The sequence below is a fragment of the Pseudomonas sp. KT_2_4 genome, from assembly GCF_041410225.1.
Classification (GTDB): domain Bacteria; phylum Pseudomonadota; class Gammaproteobacteria; order Pseudomonadales; family Pseudomonadaceae; genus Aquipseudomonas; species Aquipseudomonas paracarnis.
In genome coordinates this window covers 5,876,373-5,893,044 of sequence record NZ_CP166962.1, presented here as the reverse complement: position 1 = coordinate 5,893,044, position 16,672 = coordinate 5,876,373, and the positions used below count along the sequence as shown (strand labels likewise).

The 16,672-nt window shown below is 58.8% G+C and carries 13 protein-coding genes; 2 read left to right on the top strand and 11 right to left on the bottom strand.

The window, feature by feature from the left end; genetic code table 11:
- Nucleotides 1-157: 157 nt before the first annotated feature.
- From lpdA to sdhC, 7 genes are all read right to left on the bottom strand, one after another.
- Entirely contained in the window at nucleotides 158-1,594 is a 1,437-nt protein-coding gene (gene lpdA / locus AB9N64_RS27225) for a dihydrolipoyl dehydrogenase (protein ID WP_014717733.1), read from the bottom strand.
- Nucleotides 1,595-1,693: 99 nt separating this feature from the next.
- Nucleotides 1,694-2,917 (bottom strand): 2-oxoglutarate dehydrogenase complex dihydrolipoyllysine-residue succinyltransferase, encoded by a 1,224-nt coding sequence (gene odhB, locus AB9N64_RS27220; protein WP_014717732.1) that lies wholly within the window; start codon nucleotides 2,915-2,917, stop codon nucleotides 1,694-1,696.
- A gap of 44 nt (nucleotides 2,918-2,961) precedes the next feature.
- On the bottom strand, nucleotides 2,962-5,793 hold the full coding sequence (locus AB9N64_RS27215; RefSeq protein WP_014717731.1) for a 2-oxoglutarate dehydrogenase E1 component: 2,832 nt from the start codon (nucleotides 5,791-5,793) through the stop codon (nucleotides 2,962-2,964).
- 262 nt (nucleotides 5,794-6,055) lie between these two features.
- Complete coding sequence (locus AB9N64_RS27210) at nucleotides 6,056-6,760, bottom strand: succinate dehydrogenase iron-sulfur subunit (RefSeq protein WP_003172807.1); 705 nt, start codon at nucleotides 6,758-6,760, stop codon at nucleotides 6,056-6,058.
- An 11-nt stretch (nucleotides 6,761-6,771) separates the two neighbouring features.
- On the bottom strand, nucleotides 6,772-8,544 hold the full coding sequence (sdhA, locus tag AB9N64_RS27205) for a succinate dehydrogenase flavoprotein subunit (protein ID WP_014717730.1): 1,773 nt from the start codon (nucleotides 8,542-8,544) through the stop codon (nucleotides 6,772-6,774).
- A gap of 3 nt (nucleotides 8,545-8,547) precedes the next feature.
- Nucleotides 8,548-8,916, bottom strand: a complete 369-nt coding sequence (gene sdhD / locus AB9N64_RS27200; protein ID WP_003172805.1) for a succinate dehydrogenase, hydrophobic membrane anchor protein — start codon at nucleotides 8,914-8,916, stop codon at nucleotides 8,548-8,550.
- Nucleotides 8,910-9,284 (bottom strand): succinate dehydrogenase, cytochrome b556 subunit, encoded by a 375-nt coding sequence (gene sdhC / locus AB9N64_RS27195; protein ID WP_014717729.1) that lies wholly within the window; start codon nucleotides 9,282-9,284, stop codon nucleotides 8,910-8,912. Before sdhC ends, sdhD begins: the two co-directional genes overlap by 7 nt.
- Before the next feature lie 365 nt (nucleotides 9,285-9,649).
- On the opposite strand from sdhC, the gene gltA reads away from it, so the two are divergent.
- Complete coding sequence (gene gltA, locus AB9N64_RS27190; protein WP_014717728.1) at nucleotides 9,650-10,939, top strand: citrate synthase; 1,290 nt, start codon at nucleotides 9,650-9,652, stop codon at nucleotides 10,937-10,939.
- A 228-nt stretch (nucleotides 10,940-11,167) separates the two neighbouring features.
- On the opposite strand, the gene AB9N64_RS27185 is transcribed toward gltA, so the two are convergent.
- From AB9N64_RS27185 to AB9N64_RS27175, 3 genes are all read right to left on the bottom strand, one after another.
- The gene (locus AB9N64_RS27185; protein ID WP_014717727.1) at nucleotides 11,168-12,826 is read right to left on the bottom strand and encodes a cation acetate symporter; all 1,659 of its coding nucleotides are present in this window, start codon (nucleotides 12,824-12,826) and stop codon (nucleotides 11,168-11,170) included.
- Nucleotides 12,823-13,134 carry a DUF485 domain-containing protein gene (locus AB9N64_RS27180; RefSeq protein WP_003190001.1) on the bottom strand — a complete coding sequence of 104 codons (312 nt, stop codon included), beginning with the start codon at nucleotides 13,132-13,134 and terminating at the stop codon, nucleotides 12,823-12,825. Before AB9N64_RS27180 ends, AB9N64_RS27185 begins: the two co-directional genes overlap by 4 nt.
- A 256-nt stretch (nucleotides 13,135-13,390) precedes the next feature.
- The gene (locus AB9N64_RS27175; RefSeq protein ID WP_003233255.1) at nucleotides 13,391-14,242 is read right to left on the bottom strand and encodes a glycine betaine ABC transporter substrate-binding protein; all 852 of its coding nucleotides are present in this window, start codon (nucleotides 14,240-14,242) and stop codon (nucleotides 13,391-13,393) included.
- Between the two features lie 332 nt (nucleotides 14,243-14,574).
- Between AB9N64_RS27175 and AB9N64_RS27170 the strand changes: the two genes are divergently transcribed.
- Nucleotides 14,575-16,128, top strand: coding sequence for a glycosyl hydrolase family 17 protein (locus tag AB9N64_RS27170; protein ID WP_014717725.1), 1,554 nt, complete (start codon nucleotides 14,575-14,577; stop codon nucleotides 16,126-16,128).
- Between the two features lie 106 nt (nucleotides 16,129-16,234).
- Here the strand turns inward: AB9N64_RS27170 and AB9N64_RS27165 are convergent, their stop codons facing one another.
- Nucleotides 16,235-16,603, bottom strand: coding sequence for a hypothetical protein (locus tag AB9N64_RS27165; RefSeq protein WP_014717724.1), 369 nt, complete (start codon nucleotides 16,601-16,603; stop codon nucleotides 16,235-16,237).
- Between the last annotated feature and the right edge of the window lie 69 nt (nucleotides 16,604-16,672).

Genomic DNA, 16,672 nt, shown 5'->3' with positions numbered 1-16,672 from the left:
TTATGAGTGCCGCGCCACCTGTGACTGCTGCTCGCGCAACTTGCGGGGCTTATGGCCCGTAAAGCTGCGCAAGGCTGCGTCCAGCGGATATTCCGCGGTGAGTCTTGCGCGCAAGGCTCACGACGGGCAACTCCGCCGTGGTTTCTTATTATCTCGCTTAGCGCTTCTTCTTGTTGGCAATGTGGATGGCGCCGCCATTCACTGCCAACGCAGCTTCGTGCAGCGCTTCGGACAGGGTCGGATGGGAGAAGACCATCATGCCCAAGTCCTCGGCACTGGTGCCGAATTCCATGCCGATCGCGCCTTGCTGAACCAGTTCTGCAGCGCTTGGGCCAATCACGTGGACGCCCAATACGCGGTCAGTCTTGGCATCAGCGATGACTTTGACAAAACCACCGGTGTCGTTGGCTGCCATGGCACGGCCAGAAGCGGCAAACGGGAAGGTGCCGACGTTAACTTCAACGCCTTCAGCTTTCAACTGCTGTTCGTTCTTGCCGACCCATGCAATTTCCGGGTGGGTGTAGATAACCGATGGGATCAGGTCGTAGTTCATCTGGGTCTTGTGACCCTTGATGCGCTCAACGACCATGATGCCCTCTTCGGAAGCCTTGTGGGCCAGCATCATGCCACGAACCACGTCGCCAATGGCATAGACGCCAGGCACGGTGGTGGCGCAATGATCGTCAACGTGGATGAAACCACGCTCGTCGATGTTCACGCCGCTGTCGGAAGCCAGCAAGTCGTTGGTCACTGGGCGGCGGCCCACGGCGACGATCAGCTTGTCGAAAGTGATGGTCTGCTCGCCGTCTTTATCGGTGTAGGTCACTACGACTTCTTCGCCGTTGACCTTGGAACCGGTAACACGGGCGCCGAGCTTGATGTCCAGACCTTGTTTGGTCAGGGTTTTCAGCGCTTCCTTGGACACCGCGGTGTCGGCAGCCAGCAGGAATGTATCCAGGGCTTCCAGCACGGTGACTTGAGCACCCAGGCGGGACCATACCGAACCCAGTTCCAAACCGATCACGCCAGCGCCGATGACGCCCAGACGCTTAGGCACAGCTTGGAATTCCAGGGCGCCGGTCGAATCAACGATCACGTTGTTATCAACAGGAGCAGGCGGAATGTCGATTGGACGCGAGCCGGGTGCCAGGATCACGTTTTCGGCTTCGATGACTTCAACCGAACCGTCTGGCTTGGTGACTTCAACTTTCTTGCCGGCCAGCAGCTTGCCGTGGCCTTGAATGGAAGTCACGCCGTTGGCCTTGAACAAGGTGGCAACGCCGGAAGTCAGGCCTTTGACGATGTTGGCTTTACGGCCGACCATTGCGGGTACGTCCATGGTCACGCCAGCATGGTTGATGCCGTGGATCGCAAAGCCGTCTTGGGCTTCGTGGAATTTCCAGGAGCTGTCCAGCAGCGCCTTGGACGGAATGCAACCCACGTTCAGGCAAGTACCGCCCAGCGCCAGTTTGCCTTCCTTGTCGGTGTATTTTTCGATGCAAGCAGTGGACAGGCCCAGTTGCGCAGCCTTGATGGCGGCAACATAGCCGCCAGGGCCTGCACCAATCACTACAACGTCAAATTTCTGTGTCATGAAAATAGATCCTCTATTTGCGACAAGCTTCTAGTCACACGTTGCAAGCCAAGCTGCTTTTTCCTACAGCTTGTAGCTCGCAACGTGCAACTGCTTCTATCAGATGTCCAGGAGCAGGCGAGCCGGGTCTTCCAGCAGGTTCTTGATGGTCACCAGGAACGTCACGGCTTCTTTACCGTCGATCAGGCGGTGATCGTAAGACAGTGCCAGGTACATCATTGGGCGGATCACGACTTGGCCGTTGATGGCCATCGGACGCTGGATGATGTTGTGCATGCCCAGGATCGCGGCCTGCGGTGGGTTGACGATCGGCGTCGACATCATCGAACCGAAGGTACCACCGTTGGTGATGGTGAAGGTACCGCCGGTCATCTCGTCGATGGTCAGCTTGCCGTCACGGGCTTTCTTGCCGAAGCCAGCGATGCCGCCTTCGATTTCGGCCAGGCTCATCAGCTCGGCGTTACGCAGGACTGGAACCACCAGGCCGCGGTCGCTGGAGACGGCAACGCCGATATCCGAGTAGCCGTGGTAAACGATGTCGCCGCCGTCGATCGAAGCGTTGACTGCCGGGAAGCGCTTCAGCGCTTCGGTGGCCGCTTTCACGAAGAACGACATGAAGCCCAGGCGCACGCCGTTGTGGGACTTCTCAAACAGGTCCTTGTACTTCGAACGCAGGGCCATGACTTCGGTCATGTCGACTTCGTTGAAGGTGGTCAGCATCGCCATGTTCGACTGAGCTTCAACCAGGCGCTTGGCCACGGTGGCACGTACACGAGTCATCGGTACGCGCTTCTCGGTGCGGTCGCCAGCGGCAAACACAGGCGCAGCAGCAGCAGGCGCTGCAGCCTTGGCAGGTGCGGCAGCCGGAGCGTTCTTCTTGGCTTCAACTGCGGCAACCACGTCTTCCTTGGTCACACGGCCATCTTTGCCGGTGCCCTTGATGGAAGCCAGGTTGATGCCGTTTTCCTCAGCCAGTTGACGCGCAGCCGGTGCAGCGATTGGATCTTCGCCACCCGCAGCCGGTGCGGCAGGCGCAGAAGCAGCCGGTGCAGCAGCGGCAGGAGCAGGAGCAGCGGCAGCAGCGCTGCCCTCTTCGATCGAGCCCAGTACCTGGTTCGACAGAACGGTAGCGCCCTCTTCAGCAACGATTGCGCCCAGCACGCCGTCAGCTTCGGCCAACACTTCCAGAACGACTTTGTCGGTCTCGATGTCGACGATCAGGTCGTCACGCTTGACGGCCTCGCCTGGTTTCTTGTGCCAGGTGGCAACGGTGCCATCGGCAACCGATTCCGGGAATGACGGGGCTTTGATTTCGATAGCCATTATCTGTAGGTCCTTAAAATTCGGTTTCAGTCAGCGCGAAGGCGTTAAACAGTGAAAGCATCTTGCAGCAGTTTTTCCTGCTGCTCGGCGTGCATCGACGCGTAACCACAGGCAGGTGCAGCAGAAGCATCACGACCGGCGTACTCAAGGACCAAAGCCTTGTTGTGGTTGCCGATGCTGCGACGCAGATGATGCTGGCTGCTGTACCAGGCGCCCTGGTTCATCGGTTCTTCCTGACACCACACTACGTTCGTGAGGTTGGTGTAAGGCGCGATGATCTCCATGAGGTCATCTTCCGGGAACGGATAAAGCTGCTCGATACGCACGATGGCGATGTCTTCGCGGCCTTCGGCACGGCGTTTTTCCAACAGATCGTAGTAGACCTTGCCGCTGCACAGGATCAGGCGAGTGACCTTGGCGGCGTCCAGCGTATCGATCTCTGGAATCACGGTCTGGAACGAACCTTGGGCCAGATCTTCCAGGGTCGAAACGGCCAGCTTGTGACGCAACAGCGACTTCGGCGTCAGTACCACCAGCGGCTTGCGCAGCGGACGGATCACCTGGCGACGCAGCAAGTGGTAGATCTGCGCCGGGGTCGTCGGCACGCACACCTGAATGTTGTGCTCGGCGCACAATTGCAGGTAACGCTCCAGACGGGCCGAGGAGTGCTCAGGGCCCTGACCTTCATAACCGTGTGGCAGCAGCATGGTCAGACCGCACAGACGGCCCCACTTGTGCTCGCCGCTGGTGATGAACTGGTCGATAACCACCTGGGCACCGTTGGCGAAGTCGCCGAACTGGGCTTCCCAGATCACCAGCGCGTTCGGCGTGGTGGTCGAGTAACCGTATTCGAACGCCAGTACGGCTTCTTCGGACAGGAACGAATCGTACAGGTCGAAACGTGGCTGGCCTTCGTACAGGTTCTGCAACGGGATGTAGGTGCCCGCGTCTTTCTGGTTGTGCAATACAGCATGACGGTGCGAGAACGTACCGCGGCCGATGTCCTGGCCGGTCATGCGGATCGGGTGACCTTCGAACGCCAGGGTCGCGTACGCCATGGTTTCGGCGTAACCCCAGTTGATCGGCAGGCCACCGGCTTGCATCTTCTGACGGTCTTCGTAGATCTTCGCAACCTGGCGCTGTACGACGAAGCCTTCGGGAATTTCCAGCAGCTTGGCGGACAGTTCCTGCAACGTCTTCAAATCGAACGAGGTATCGTGACGTGCAGTCCAGGTGTGACCCAGGTATGGGCGCCAGTCAACGAACAGCTCTTTGTTCGGCTCCTTGACCAGGCTTTTCACTACATGCAGGCCGTTGTCCAGCGCGTTGCGGTATTCGTCGACTTTCGCCTGAACACGCGCATCGTCAACCACGCCGGCCTTGGTCAGGCTTTCGGCGTACAGCTCACGGGTGGTGCGCTGCTTGGTGATCTGCTGGTACATCAACGGCTGGGTGCCGCTTGGCTCGTCCGCTTCGTTGTGACCGCGACGGCGGTAGCAAACCAGGTCGATGACCACGTCACGCTTGAACTGCATGCGGTAGTCGACAGCCAGTTGGGTCACGAACAGCACGGCTTCCGGATCATCGCCATTCACATGGAGGATCGGCGCCTGGATCATCTTGGCAACGTCGGTGGCGTACTCGGTGGAACGCGCGTCCAACGGGTTGCTGATGGTGAAGCCCACCTGGTTGTTGATGACGATGTGAACGGTACCACCGGTCTTGAAGCCGCGAGTCTGCGACATCTGGAACGTTTCCAGGACCACGCCTTGACCGGCGAATGCCGCGTCACCATGGATGGAAATCGGCAGAACCTTCTCACCGGTGGAATCGTTACGACGATCCTGGCGAGCACGTACCGAACCCTCGACCACTGGCGAAACGATTTCCAGGTGGGAGGGGTTGAATGCCATGGCCAGGTGAACTTCACCGCCGGTGGTCATCACGTTGGACGAGAAGCCCTGGTGGTATTTAACGTCACCGGAACCCAGCTCGACCTTCTTCTTGCCTTCGAACTCGTCGAACAGCTCACGCGGGTTCTTGCCGAAGGTGTTGACCAACACGTTCAGGCGACCACGGTGAGCCATGCCGATCACGATTTCCTTGGTGCCATAGGAACCGGAACGCTGGATCAGCTCGTCGAGCATCGGAATCAGGCTTTCGCCGCCTTCCAGGCCGAAACGTTTGGTGCCTGGGTATTTGGTGCCCAGGTATTTCTCGAGGCCTTCGGCCGCGGTCACGCGCTCCAGCAGGTGGCCGCGCACATCGGCGGACAATACCGGACGGCCACGCACGCCTTCCAGGCGGTGCTGGAACCACTGGCGCTGCTCGGAATCGGTGATGTGCGTAAATTCAGCGCCGATGGTGCGGCAATATGTCTGCTGCAACGCTTCGTGAATTTCGCGTAGGCTCGCTTCCTCTTTGCCGATGAACAGGTCGCCGGCACGGAAGGTCGTATCAAGATCGGCATTGGTCAAGCCGTAATGATTGATCGACAGGTCTGCAGGTGCAGGACGCTGCCACAGCCCCAGCGGGTCAAGCTGGGCTGCCTGGTGGCCACGCATACGGTAGGCCTGGATCAGTCGCAGTACTTCAACTTGCTTCTTCTCATGCTCACTGCTCACGCTGCCGGCGGAAACCGGTTGGGCGCGGCGCTGGTTCTTTGCCAGCAGCACGAACTGATCGCGAATTGTTGCGTGCGATACATCGGTGGCAGCGTTGCCGTCTGAAGACAACGTCTGAAATTTGGTGCGCCATTCTTCTGGCACAGCGTTAGGGTCGTGCAGGTAGAGCTCATAAAGCTCTTCCACATAGGCAGCGTTACCACCTGAAAGATAGCCGCTGTTCCACATGCGCTGCATCACGCTTTCTTGCATGCTTGGTCACCCTCGATTTGGGGACACCACCGGCGAAAACACCGAGTTTGCTTGCAAAAGGCCAAGTGCAGCGACCAAAACAAGCCACTTAGGATCACGCTGATAGTTCGGGTACCAACCCGAATGCCCCTGCTTGTCTCATTTCTTCAAAATAAGAGCCGCGGCTTTGTAAGTCGCTGCTCAAGTTAAAACTACGGCGCCGGTTGAAGCCTGCGCCGCAGCATTTACGGGCACAACGGTCCTGCTTTTACTACAACGTCAGTTACACGCCGCTCTGCAGCAGCATGTTACGGATGTGACCAATGGCCTTAGTCGGGTTCAGGCCTTTAGGACATACGTTGACGCAGTTCATGATCCCGCGGCAGCGGAATACGCTGAACGGGTCATCCAGCGAAGCCAGACGCTCGGACGTCTTGGTATCACGGCTGTCTGCCAGGAAGCGGTAGGCTTGCAGCAGCGCAGCTGGACCCAGGAACTTGTCCGGGTTCCACCAGAAGGACGGGCAGGATGTCGAGCAGCAAGCGCACAGGATGCACTCGTACAGGCCATCGAGTTTTTCACGTTCTTCCGGGGACTGCAGACGCTCGATGGCCGGAGCCGGCGTGTCGTTCTGCAGGAACGGCTTAACTTTCTCGTATTGCTTGTAGAAGATGCTCATATCGACGACCAGGTCACGGATAACCGGCAAACCTGGCAGTGGACGAACAATCAGCTTGTTGCCTTTGACCACGGCGGACAGCGGCGTGATGCACGCCAGGCCGTTTTTGCCGTTGATGTTCATGCCGTCGGAACCGCACACACCTTCACGGCAAGAGCGACGATAGGAGAAACCCTCGTCCTGCTCTTTGATCAGTGCCAGTACATCCAGCACCATCAGGTCTTTACCACCGGTATCGACCTGGAACTCCTGCATGAACGGCGCGGCGTCCTGATCAGGGTTGTAGCGATAAACACTGACTTTCAACATGGCAGCCACCCTTAGTAAGTCCGAATCTTCGGTTCAAACGTCGGCACCGTCTTCGGCGAGAAGTTCACGGCACGCTTGGTTACGCGCTTGTCACCCGGGAAGTACAGGGTGTGGCACAACCAGTTTTCGTCGTCGCGATCTTCAAAGTCTTCACGAGCGTGAGCACCACGGGATTCTTTACGAACCTCGGCGGCGATCGCCGTCGCTTCAGCCACTTCCAGCAGGTTTTGCAGCTCAAGGGCTTCGATACGAGCAGTGTTGAACGCCTGGCTCTTATCGTTGATCTTGACGTTGGCGATGCGCTTGCGCAGGTCAGCCAACTGGGCGATGCCCTTCTGCATGTATTCGCCGGTACGGAACACACCGAAGTAGTTCTGCATGCAGCTTTGCAGCTCGCGACGCAGGGTTGCTACGTCTTCGCCATCCGTGCGCTCGTTCAGAGCGTTCAGACGCGCCAGGGCCGCTTCGATGTTGGCGTCGGTGGCGTCATCGTATTCGATGCCGTCAGTCAGCGCCTTCTCAAGGTGCAGGCCGGCCGCACGGCCGAATACCACCAGGTCGAGCAGCGAGTTGCCGCCCAGGCGGTTGGCACCGTGAACCGATACGCAAGCCACTTCACCTACTGCGAACAGACCATGGATGATCTCGTCCTGGCCGTCGGCGTTCTGGGTGATTGCCTGGCCGTGAATGTTGGTCGGCACGCCGCCCATCATATAGTGGCAAGTTGGAACCACTGGAACCGGAGCAACTACCGGGTCAACGTGGGCGAAGGTCTTGGACAGCTCGCAGATACCAGGCAGGCGGCTGTGCAGCACTTCTTCACCCAGGTGATCGAGCTTGAGCAGTACGTGGTCGCCATTCGGACCACAGCCGTTACCGGCGATGATCTCTTTAACCATCGAACGTGCCACAACGTCACGGCCAGCCAAGTCTTTGGCGTTCGGAGCATAACGCTCCATGAAACGCTCGCCGTGCTTGTTGATCAGGTAACCACCTTCACCACGGCAACCTTCGGTCACCAGTACACCGGCGCCGGCGATGCCGGTCGGGTGGAACTGCCACATTTCGATGTCTTGTACCGGTACGCCAGCACGCAGGGCCATGCCGACGCCGTCACCGGTGTTGATCAGGGCATTGGTGGTAGAAGCGTAGATACGACCTGCACCACCGGTCGCCAGCACAGTCGCCTTGGCGCGGATGTAGGTGGTTTCACCGGTTTCGATGCAGATGGCGATCACACCGACGAACTCGCCCTTGCCGTTCTTCACCAGATCAACCGCGTAGTACTCGTTCAGGAACGTGGTACCGGCTTTCAGGTTGCCTTGGTAAAGGGTATGCAGCAGCGCGTGACCGGTACGGTCGGACGCAGCGCAAGTACGGGCAGCCTGGCCGCCTTTACCGTAATCCTTGGACTGGCCACCGAATGGACGCTGGTAGATACGGCCTTGCTCGGTACGGGAGAACGGCAGACCCATGTGGTCCAGCTCGAACACCGCGGCCGGGCCTTCCTGACACATGTATTCGATAGCGTCCTGGTCACCGATATAGTCGGAACCCTTGACGGTATCGTACATGTGCCAGCGCCAGTCATCGTTCGGGTCGGCGGAGGCGATGGCGCAGGTGATACCACCCTGGGCCGATACGGTGTGGGAACGCGTCGGGAACACCTTGGTGATCACGGCAGTCTTGTGACCGCCCTGGGCCAGCTGCAGCGCAGCGCGCATGCCAGCACCGCCGCCACCAATAATGATGGCGTCGAATGAAATAGTTGGAATGTTAGCCATGAATCAGATACCCCAAAGAATCTGCACACCCCAGACGAAGTAAGCGAACATCGCGACGCCGCATACTGCCTGGAAGAGGAAACGTACTGCAGTCGCGGACTTGCCCAGCGCCATCGGCGTCAGGTAGTCAGTCGCGATGGTCCACATGCCAACCCAGGCGTGAGCGCCCAGGGCTACAAGGGCCAGCAGACTGAAGATTCGCATCGCATTGTGGGAAAACAGGCCGTGCCATTGCTCATAGCCGATGCCCGGGTTTGCGACGAGGTATCCGATCAGGAAAATGAAATAAGCCGCGAGAACGACCGCAGACACACGCTGTGCCATCCAGTCATAGAGGCCCGAACGCGACAGATTCGTTACGCTGGTTACCATATCCAAACTCCTGCCAGAACGATCAGCACCACGGAAATGGCGACGATGATTTTCGAGCCCAGGCGGCCGCCTTCCAGCGTCTCACCGATGCCCATGTCCATGATCAAGTGGCGCACACCGGCTACCAGGTGATACAGAAGAGAGGACAGGAGGCCCCATGCTACGAACTTGGCCAGCGGGCTGGTCAAGCATGCCTTCACCTCGGCGTATCCTTCCTCGGAACCCAGGGATTTGCTCAATGCATAAAGCATGATGCCCAAGCCCAGGAACAGGATGATGCCGGAAACACGGTGCAGGAACGACGTAACGCCGGTGATGGGGAGTTTGATGGTCCTTAGGTCTAGGTTTACAGGTCGTTGGCTATTCACGGCTTTTTTTCACACTGAAGAGCCCCTAACAATCAGGGCAAAGTTGTTGGGGAGTGCGACTGGTCAGGTAAGCACCACCCAGGGAGTGCGACCCCCAATGAAAGCAAGCCCAAAAGCCCTTGGCGGTCGGTGGCCGAGTATAGACAGTTAGGTTACTAATGACAACGCGCACACCTCACCCTAATAGCTGATTGCGCTGGCGGGATAAAAGGCGTAAATGGCAGTCAATTTCGACGAAAAAGTACGGTTAAAGCCTTCTGGCGCAAGACTTTAGGCAAATTGACATCTGGATTTATATCAATATAGTGGTGCGGGCCCTGCGTGGGGGGTCTGTCTGATGATTTGAAGCATAAATAGGAGGCCACATGGCTGACAAAAAAGCGCAGTTGATCATCGAGGGCGCAGCCCCCGTCGAGCTGCCCATTTTAACCGGCACCGTTGGTCCCGATGTTATCGACGTACGGGGCCTGACGGCCACGGGCCGTTTTACTTTCGACCCAGGCTTCATGTCGACCGCGTCCTGCGAGTCGAAGATCACCTATATCGATGGTGATAATGGCATTCTGCTTCATCGCGGCTACCCGATCGAGCAACTGGCTGAAAAGTCGGACTACCTGGAAACCTGCTACCTGCTGCTAAATGGCGAATTGCCAACAGCCGAGCAGAAAGCCCAGTTCGTCAGCACCGTGAAGAACCACACCATGGTTCACGAGCAGTTGAAGACCTTCTTCAACGGCTTCCGTCGCGACGCCCACCCGATGGCCGTCATGTGCGGTGTAGTAGGCGCCCTGTCGGCCTTCTATCACGACTCCCTGGACATCAATAACCCGCAGCATCGCGAAATTTCCGCGATCCGCCTGGTTGCCAAGATGCCTACCCTGGCCGCAATGGTTTACAAGTACTCCATGGGCCAACCCATGATGTACCCGCGCAACGACCTGACGTACGCGGAAAACTTCCTGCACATGATGTTCAACACCCCGTGCGAGATCAAACCGATCAGCCCGGTGCTCGCCAAGGCCATGGACCGGATCTTCATCCTCCACGCCGACCACGAGCAGAACGCTTCCACCTCTACCGTGCGCCTGGCGGGCTCTTCGGGTGCCAACCCGTTCGCCTGTATTGCCGCCGGTATCGCCGCACTGTGGGGCCCTGCCCACGGCGGTGCGAACGAAGCCGTATTGACCATGCTCGATGAAATCGGCGATGTGTCCAACATCGACACCTTCATCGCCAAGGCCAAGGACAAGAACGATCCGTTCAAGTTGATGGGCTTCGGTCACCGGGTCTACAAGAACCGCGACCCGCGCGCTACCGTCATGAAGCAGACCTGCGACGAAGTGTTGAAGGAACTGGGCATCAAGAACGATCCGCAACTCGAACTAGCCATGCGCCTGGAAGAGATCGCCCTGACCGACCCGTACTTCATCGAACGTTCTCTGTACCCGAACGTCGACTTCTACTCGGGGATCATCCTCAAGGCGATCGGCATTCCAACCAGCATGTTCACCGTGATCTTCGCCCTGGCGCGGACCGTGGGCTGGATCTCCCACTGGAAAGAAATGCTCTCCAGCCCGTACAAGATTGGCCGCCCGCGCCAGCTGTACACCGGCTACGAGTCGCGTGACATCACCAAGCTGGAAGACCGCAAGTAAGCATTCAACTGCTTAGCTGCATTGAGAGCGGCCTCCCTTAGTGGAGGCCGTTTTTGTTGGTGTGGCCTGATCTACCGTCATCGCAGGCAAGCCAGCTCCCACATTGGACCGCATTCCAACAAAAGGACACGACCCAGTGTGGGAGCCGGGCTTGCCCGCGATGAGGCCAGCCCAGGCAAAAAAATACCCCGGCGTTGCGACCGGGGTATCTCTTATGCAGCTGACGACTTAGTGATTAACCGCCCCACTCGCCCCCAGGCCAGTCTGCGAACGCACAAACTGTGGGAAGTACAGCGCACGCTCTTTCTCCGCCGCCGCCGACTTGTCGGTGATGGAGAAGAACCAGATGCCGACGAACGCGATGATCATCGAGAACAGCGCCGGGTACTCGTACGGGAAGATCGCCTTTTCATGGTGCAGGATCGACACCCAGATGGTCGGACCGAGGATCATCAGGCCCACGGCGCTGATCAAGCCCAGCCAGCCGCCAATCATGGCACCACGGGTGGTGAGGTTTTTCCAGTACATGGAAAGCAGCAGCACCGGGAAGTTACAGCTGGCGGCGATGGAGAACGCCAGGCCGACCATGAACGCGATGTTCTGGCTTTCGAACAGGATACCCAGGCCGATGGCCAATACACCCAAGGCTACGGTAGTGATCTTCGACACGCGAATCTCATCTTTCTCGTTGGCCTTGCCCTTCTTGATCACGCTGGCATACAGGTCATGGGACACCGCCGAAGCACCCGCCAGGGTCAAGCCGGCAACCACCGCCAGGATGGTGGCAAACGCCACGGCCGAGATGAAGCCCAGGAAGATACTGCCACCCACCGCGTTGGCCAGGTGCACCGCCGCCATGTTGTTACCGCCGAGCAAGGCGCCCGCTGCATCCTTGAACGCCGGGTTGGTGCTGACCAAAAGGATCGCGCCGAAGCCGATGATAAAGGTCAGGATATAGAAGTAGCCGATGAAGCCGGTTGCGTACAGCACGCTCTTACGCGCTTCCTTGGCGTCGCTTACCGTGAAAAAGCGCATCAGGATGTGCGGCAGGCCAGCGGTACCGAACATCAGTGCCAGGCCCAGGGAGAATGCCGAGATCGGGTCTTTCACCAGGCCGCCGGGGCTCATGATCGCCTCACCTTTGGGGTGAACCTTGATCGCCTCGGAGAACAGCATGTTGAAATCGAAGTTGACGTGCTTCATCACCATCAGCGCCATGAACGAGGCACCGGACAGCAACAGCACCGCCTTGATGATCTGCACCCAGGTGGTCGCCAACATGCCGCCGAACAGCACGTACAGGCACATCAGGATACCCACCAGGATCACCGCCACATGGTAATCAAGGCCAAACAGCAGCTGGATCAGCTTGCCCGCGCCGACCATCTGCGCGATCAGGTAGAACGCCACCACCACCAGCGAGCCACACGCCGACAGGCTGCGGATCTGGGTTTGCCCCAGGCGATAGGACGCCACGTCGGCAAAGGTGTATTTGCCCAGGTTACGCAAGCGCTCGGCGATCAGGAACAGAATGATCGGCCAGCCCACAAGGAAGCCGATCGAGTAGATCAAGCCGTCATAGCCGGAGGTGAACACCAGCGCGGAAATCCCCAGGAAGGACGCCGCCGACATGTAGTCACCGGCAATCGCCAGACCGTTCTGGAAACCGGTGATCTTGCCGCCCGCCGCATAGTAGTCCGCCGCTGACTTGTTGCGCTTGGACGCCCAATAAGTGATGCACAGGGTGGCGCCGACAAACGCGACGAACATCACAATGGCCGAGATGTTCAGCGGTTGCTTGTGCACTTCACCGGTCAATGCGTCCGCCGCCCAAACGGCCGGAGCCAACAGCGAAGCACCGAATAGAGCCAATAGACGCCGGATCATTGCGCAGCCTCCTTGAGAATCGCATTGTTCAGGTCGTCAAATTCGCCGTTGGCCCGACGCACGTAGATACCGGTGAGAATGAAGGCCGACACAATCAGCCCGACGCCCAGGGGAATGCCCCAGGTAATCGAGGAACCGGGGCTGATCTTGGCCCCCAGCACTTGTGGCCCGTAGGCGATCAACAGGATGAAAGCGGAGTAAAGCCCTAGCATGATCGCCGAGAGAATCCAGGCGAACCTTTCCCTTTTCCTGACCAGCTCCTTGAAACGCGGGCTGTTTTGAATCGAGAGGTAAATGCTGTCGTTCATTGTTTTTATCCTCGCAGCACAGCTTTTTATTATTTTGGAACGTATCCACTGTATGCGGCTGCGCAATGGGTTCCAGACGACCTTAGTAGTAGATCGAGTGTAGCGAGGGATTGCTGGGGCGCAGGAAGATTTGAGTCAGTGCAAAACGAATGTGGGAGGGGGCTTGCTCCCGAAAGCGGTGTGCCAGTCAAAAATCTGTGACTGGCACACCGCTTTCGGGAGCAAGCCCCCTCCCACAGGGTTGCATCGGTGGCTTTTATTTAGCGGTCCATTCGGCAACGCGCTCGGGGTGCTTGGCTACCCAGTCCTTGGCCGCGGCGTCCGGCTTGGCGCCTTCTTGAATCGCCAGCATGACTTCACCGATTTCATCCTTGGAGGCCCACTGGAATTTCTTCAGGAAGGCTGCGACTTCCGGCGCTTTCTTCTCCAGGCCCTTGCTGCCGATGCTGTTGACGGTTTCAGCAGCACCATAAATCCCTTTTGGGTCGTCCAGGAAACGCAGTTTCCACTTGGCGAACATCCAGTGCGGTACCCAACCGGTGACCGCAATCGACTCCTGCTTGTCTTCGGCGCGGGTCAGTTCGGCAATCATCGCCGCACCCGAGCTGGCTTGCAGTTTGTAGTCCAAGCCATATTGCTTGATGGCTTCGTCGGTCTTGAGCATTACGCCTGAACCGGCGTCGATGCCGACGATCTTGTTCTTGAAGGTGGTGTCGGTCTTGAGGTCTTCGATGGACTTGGCCTTGACGTACTCCGGCACGATCAGGCCGATCTTGGCGTCCTTGAAGTTGGGGCCGTAGTCGACCACCTTGTCCTTGTTCTTGGTCCAGTATTCCCCGTGGGTCACCGGCAGCCAGGCGGAGAGCATGGCATCGAGTTTGCCAGTGGCAACGCCCTGCCACATGATCCCGGTGGCAACCGCTTGCAGTTTTACGTCGTAGCCGAGTTTTTGCTTGATCACCTCTGCCGCCACATGAGTGGTGGCCACGCTGTCGGACCAGCCGTCCACGTAGCCGATGCTCAGGGTCTTGCTGTCGGCACTGGCCAGTGTGGAGCCCATCGCAACTACCAGAGTGGCAGCTGCGCCCAAGAGTCGTCGCATCTTCATAGTACTTCCCCGAAAGTGCTGCGCCCGACGGATGCCGAGCGACGTCAAACTATTGTTATAGGGTGCACCGCGCCCCCTTCACGCGCATCGATCCGGTTGCTGAGGCATCAGTGGAGTACTGACAGTTTTATCTTCAACCTGCGTAGGCATTTGCCCTGCTCTGTCAGCGACCTTGGTTGAGCAGGAAACGACATCACATCGCCAGCAGGACGCTTTGTAGGCGTTATCGCCAGAATCCCGCCCGAAGTTTGCATGTCAAAATTATGCAGCCGCACTGGGCTGCGGCAAATCCGGGTAAGATGCGCGCCTTTGCTCCCCCAGATAAGCCGACCATGCCCGCGACTGCCCGCTTCCCTGCCCTGCCCTATTTCTTCGCCTTGATCCTCGGCGTGCTTGCCCTTGTCGGCTACTGGTACGGCCTCGGCCGGCCCGTGGTGTTGCCAGACGTCGCCAGCGCCAGCCATAAGCTGCAATGTGCGTCCTACACACCGTTCGACAAAGACCAGTCCCCATTCGACCAACCGTTCACGCTGCGCCCCGAGCGCATGGACGCCGACCTGGCGCTACTGGCTACGCGCTTTGAATGCATTCGCACCTATTCCATGACCGGCCTGGAGGCCCTGCCGGACATGGCGCGCAAGCATGGGTTGAAAGTGATGGCCGGAGCCTGGGTCAGCAGCGACCCTGTGGCGACCGAAAAAGAGATCAACGAGTTGATCGCGGCGGCCAACGCTAGCCCGGATGTAGTGACCTCGGTGATCGTCGGCAACGAAGCCCTGCTGCGCAAGGAAGTTACTGCCAAGCAACTGGTGGCGCTGATCCATCAGGTTAAAAGCCAGATCAAGCAGCCCGTCACCTATGCCGATGTCTGGGAGTTCTGGTTGCAACACCCGGAAATCGAGCCGGCGGTGGACTTCCTGACCATTCACCTGTTGCCGTATTGGGAAGATGAGCCGTCCGGCATCGACCAGGCGCTCAAGCACGTGGGCGATGTGCGCCAGACCTTCGGCCATAAATTCGCGCCCAAGGACATCGTGATCGGCGAAACCGGCTGGCCCAGCGAAGGCCGACAGCGCGAAACCGCCGTGCCCAGCCGGGTCAATGAGGCCAGGTTCATGCGCGGCTTCGTGGCCATGGCCGAAGCCAATGGCTGGCGCTACAACCTGATCGAAGCCTTTGACCAGCCATGGAAACGTGCGAGTGAAGGGGCTGTGGGTGGTTACTGGGGGCTGTTCGATGCAGACCGTCAGGACAAAGGTATCCTCGCCGGCCCGGTGACCAATGTGCCCTACTGGCGGCTGTGGCTGGGCGTCGGCGGGCTCATCCTGCTTGGCACCCTGGTGCTCGGCGGCCGCGTTCGCAGCACTCGCTCTGCATTAATACTGCCGTTGCTAGGGGCCGTCGCAGCGTGCTCCATCGGCAGTTGGGCCGAACTGACCCGCGTTACCGCGCGCTTCAGCGATGAATGGGTATGGGCAGGCTTGCTGGTGATGTTGAACTTGCTGGTGCTGGCCCACGCCGCACTCGCCCTCAGCGCACGGGAAGGCTGGCGTGAGCGCGGGTTCAGCTGGCTGGAGCAACGCGCGGGCTGGCTGATGGCAATCGCCGGGTTTGCCGGTGCGGTGATGATGCTAGCGCTGGTGTTTGACCCGCGCTATCGCAGCTTCCCAAGCGCGGCGCTGGTGTTGCCGGCCCTGGTGTACCTGGTACGCCCGGTGACCGGACCACGTCGGGAGATTGCGTTGCTGGCCTTTATCATCGGTGCCGGCGTTGCGCCGCAGTTGTACCGTGAAGGGCTGTTGAACCAGCAGGCCTGGGGTTGGGCAGTGGTCAGCGTGCTGATGGTTGCGGCTTTGTGGCGTTGCTTGCGAGTGCGCAAGGCGTAACACCGCTATCGCAGGCAAGCCAGCTCCTACAGTTGATTGGGTTCACACATTTCTATCTGTGAGCACGGTCAAATGTGGGAGCTGGCTTGCCTGCGCTGAGGCCACATCAGGCGCCGCGCGGCTTCCTGACCAACCGCAACCCCGCAATCACCACCGCAAACACCGCAAACGTCGTGTTGTACAACGCCAGCGCCGGCAACCCGAACACCAAGCCCACCACCGCCAACGCCCATCCCGCACGCCCCGGTACAAAAAAGCCCAGCACTGAGGTGATCAACGCCGCCCACCCCAGCAGCTTGAAATGAATCATCAATCCCAAATTCGAACGCACCTGGCATTCCCAGCGGCTGGCCTCATCAGCACAGATGCCAACCCATTGCCCATCCTCCATGAAGCCGTAGCGTGCGGCATAACTGGCGGCCAGCCATAACGGCAGGGCAATAAGCAGCAGAATCAACGGCAAACGACGGGACATGGGGCACTCCGATAGGCAAAAACGGCGCCCAGCTTAATCCCACGGCGGCCGTTAGCAAGGTGTTCGCAC

Bases quoted from the DNA above. Each gene is read 5' to 3' on its own strand.
- AB9N64_RS27170 (WP_014717725.1), top strand. From the start codon at position 14,575: ATGCCCGCGACTGCCCGCTTCCCTGCCCTGCCCTATTTCTTCGCCTTG.
- AB9N64_RS27165 (WP_014717724.1), bottom strand. From the start codon at position 16,603: ATGTCCCGTCGTTTGCCGTTGATTCTGCTGCTTATTGCCCTGCCGTTA.
- sdhD (WP_003172805.1), bottom strand. From the start codon at position 8,916: ATGGTAACCAGCGTAACGAATCTGTCGCGTTCGGGCCTCTATGACTGG.
- lpdA (WP_014717733.1), bottom strand. From the start codon at position 1,594: ATGACACAGAAATTTGACGTTGTAGTGATTGGTGCAGGCCCTGGCGGC.
- AB9N64_RS27215 (WP_014717731.1), bottom strand. From the start codon at position 5,793: ATGCAAGAAAGCGTGATGCAGCGCATGTGGAACAGCGGCTATCTTTCA.
- AB9N64_RS27185 (WP_014717727.1), bottom strand. From the start codon at position 12,826: ATGATCCGGCGTCTATTGGCTCTATTCGGTGCTTCGCTGTTGGCTCCG.
- AB9N64_RS27210 (WP_003172807.1), bottom strand. From the start codon at position 6,760: ATGTTGAAAGTCAGTGTTTATCGCTACAACCCTGATCAGGACGCCGCG.
- AB9N64_RS27175 (WP_003233255.1), bottom strand. From the start codon at position 14,242: ATGAAGATGCGACGACTCTTGGGCGCAGCTGCCACTCTGGTAGTTGCG.
- odhB (WP_014717732.1), bottom strand. From the start codon at position 2,917: ATGGCTATCGAAATCAAAGCCCCGTCATTCCCGGAATCGGTTGCCGAT.
- sdhA (WP_014717730.1), bottom strand. From the start codon at position 8,544: ATGGCTAACATTCCAACTATTTCATTCGACGCCATCATTATTGGTGGC.
- gltA (WP_014717728.1), top strand. From the start codon at position 9,650: ATGGCTGACAAAAAAGCGCAGTTGATCATCGAGGGCGCAGCCCCCGTC.
- AB9N64_RS27180 (WP_003190001.1), bottom strand. From the start codon at position 13,134: ATGAACGACAGCATTTACCTCTCGATTCAAAACAGCCCGCGTTTCAAG.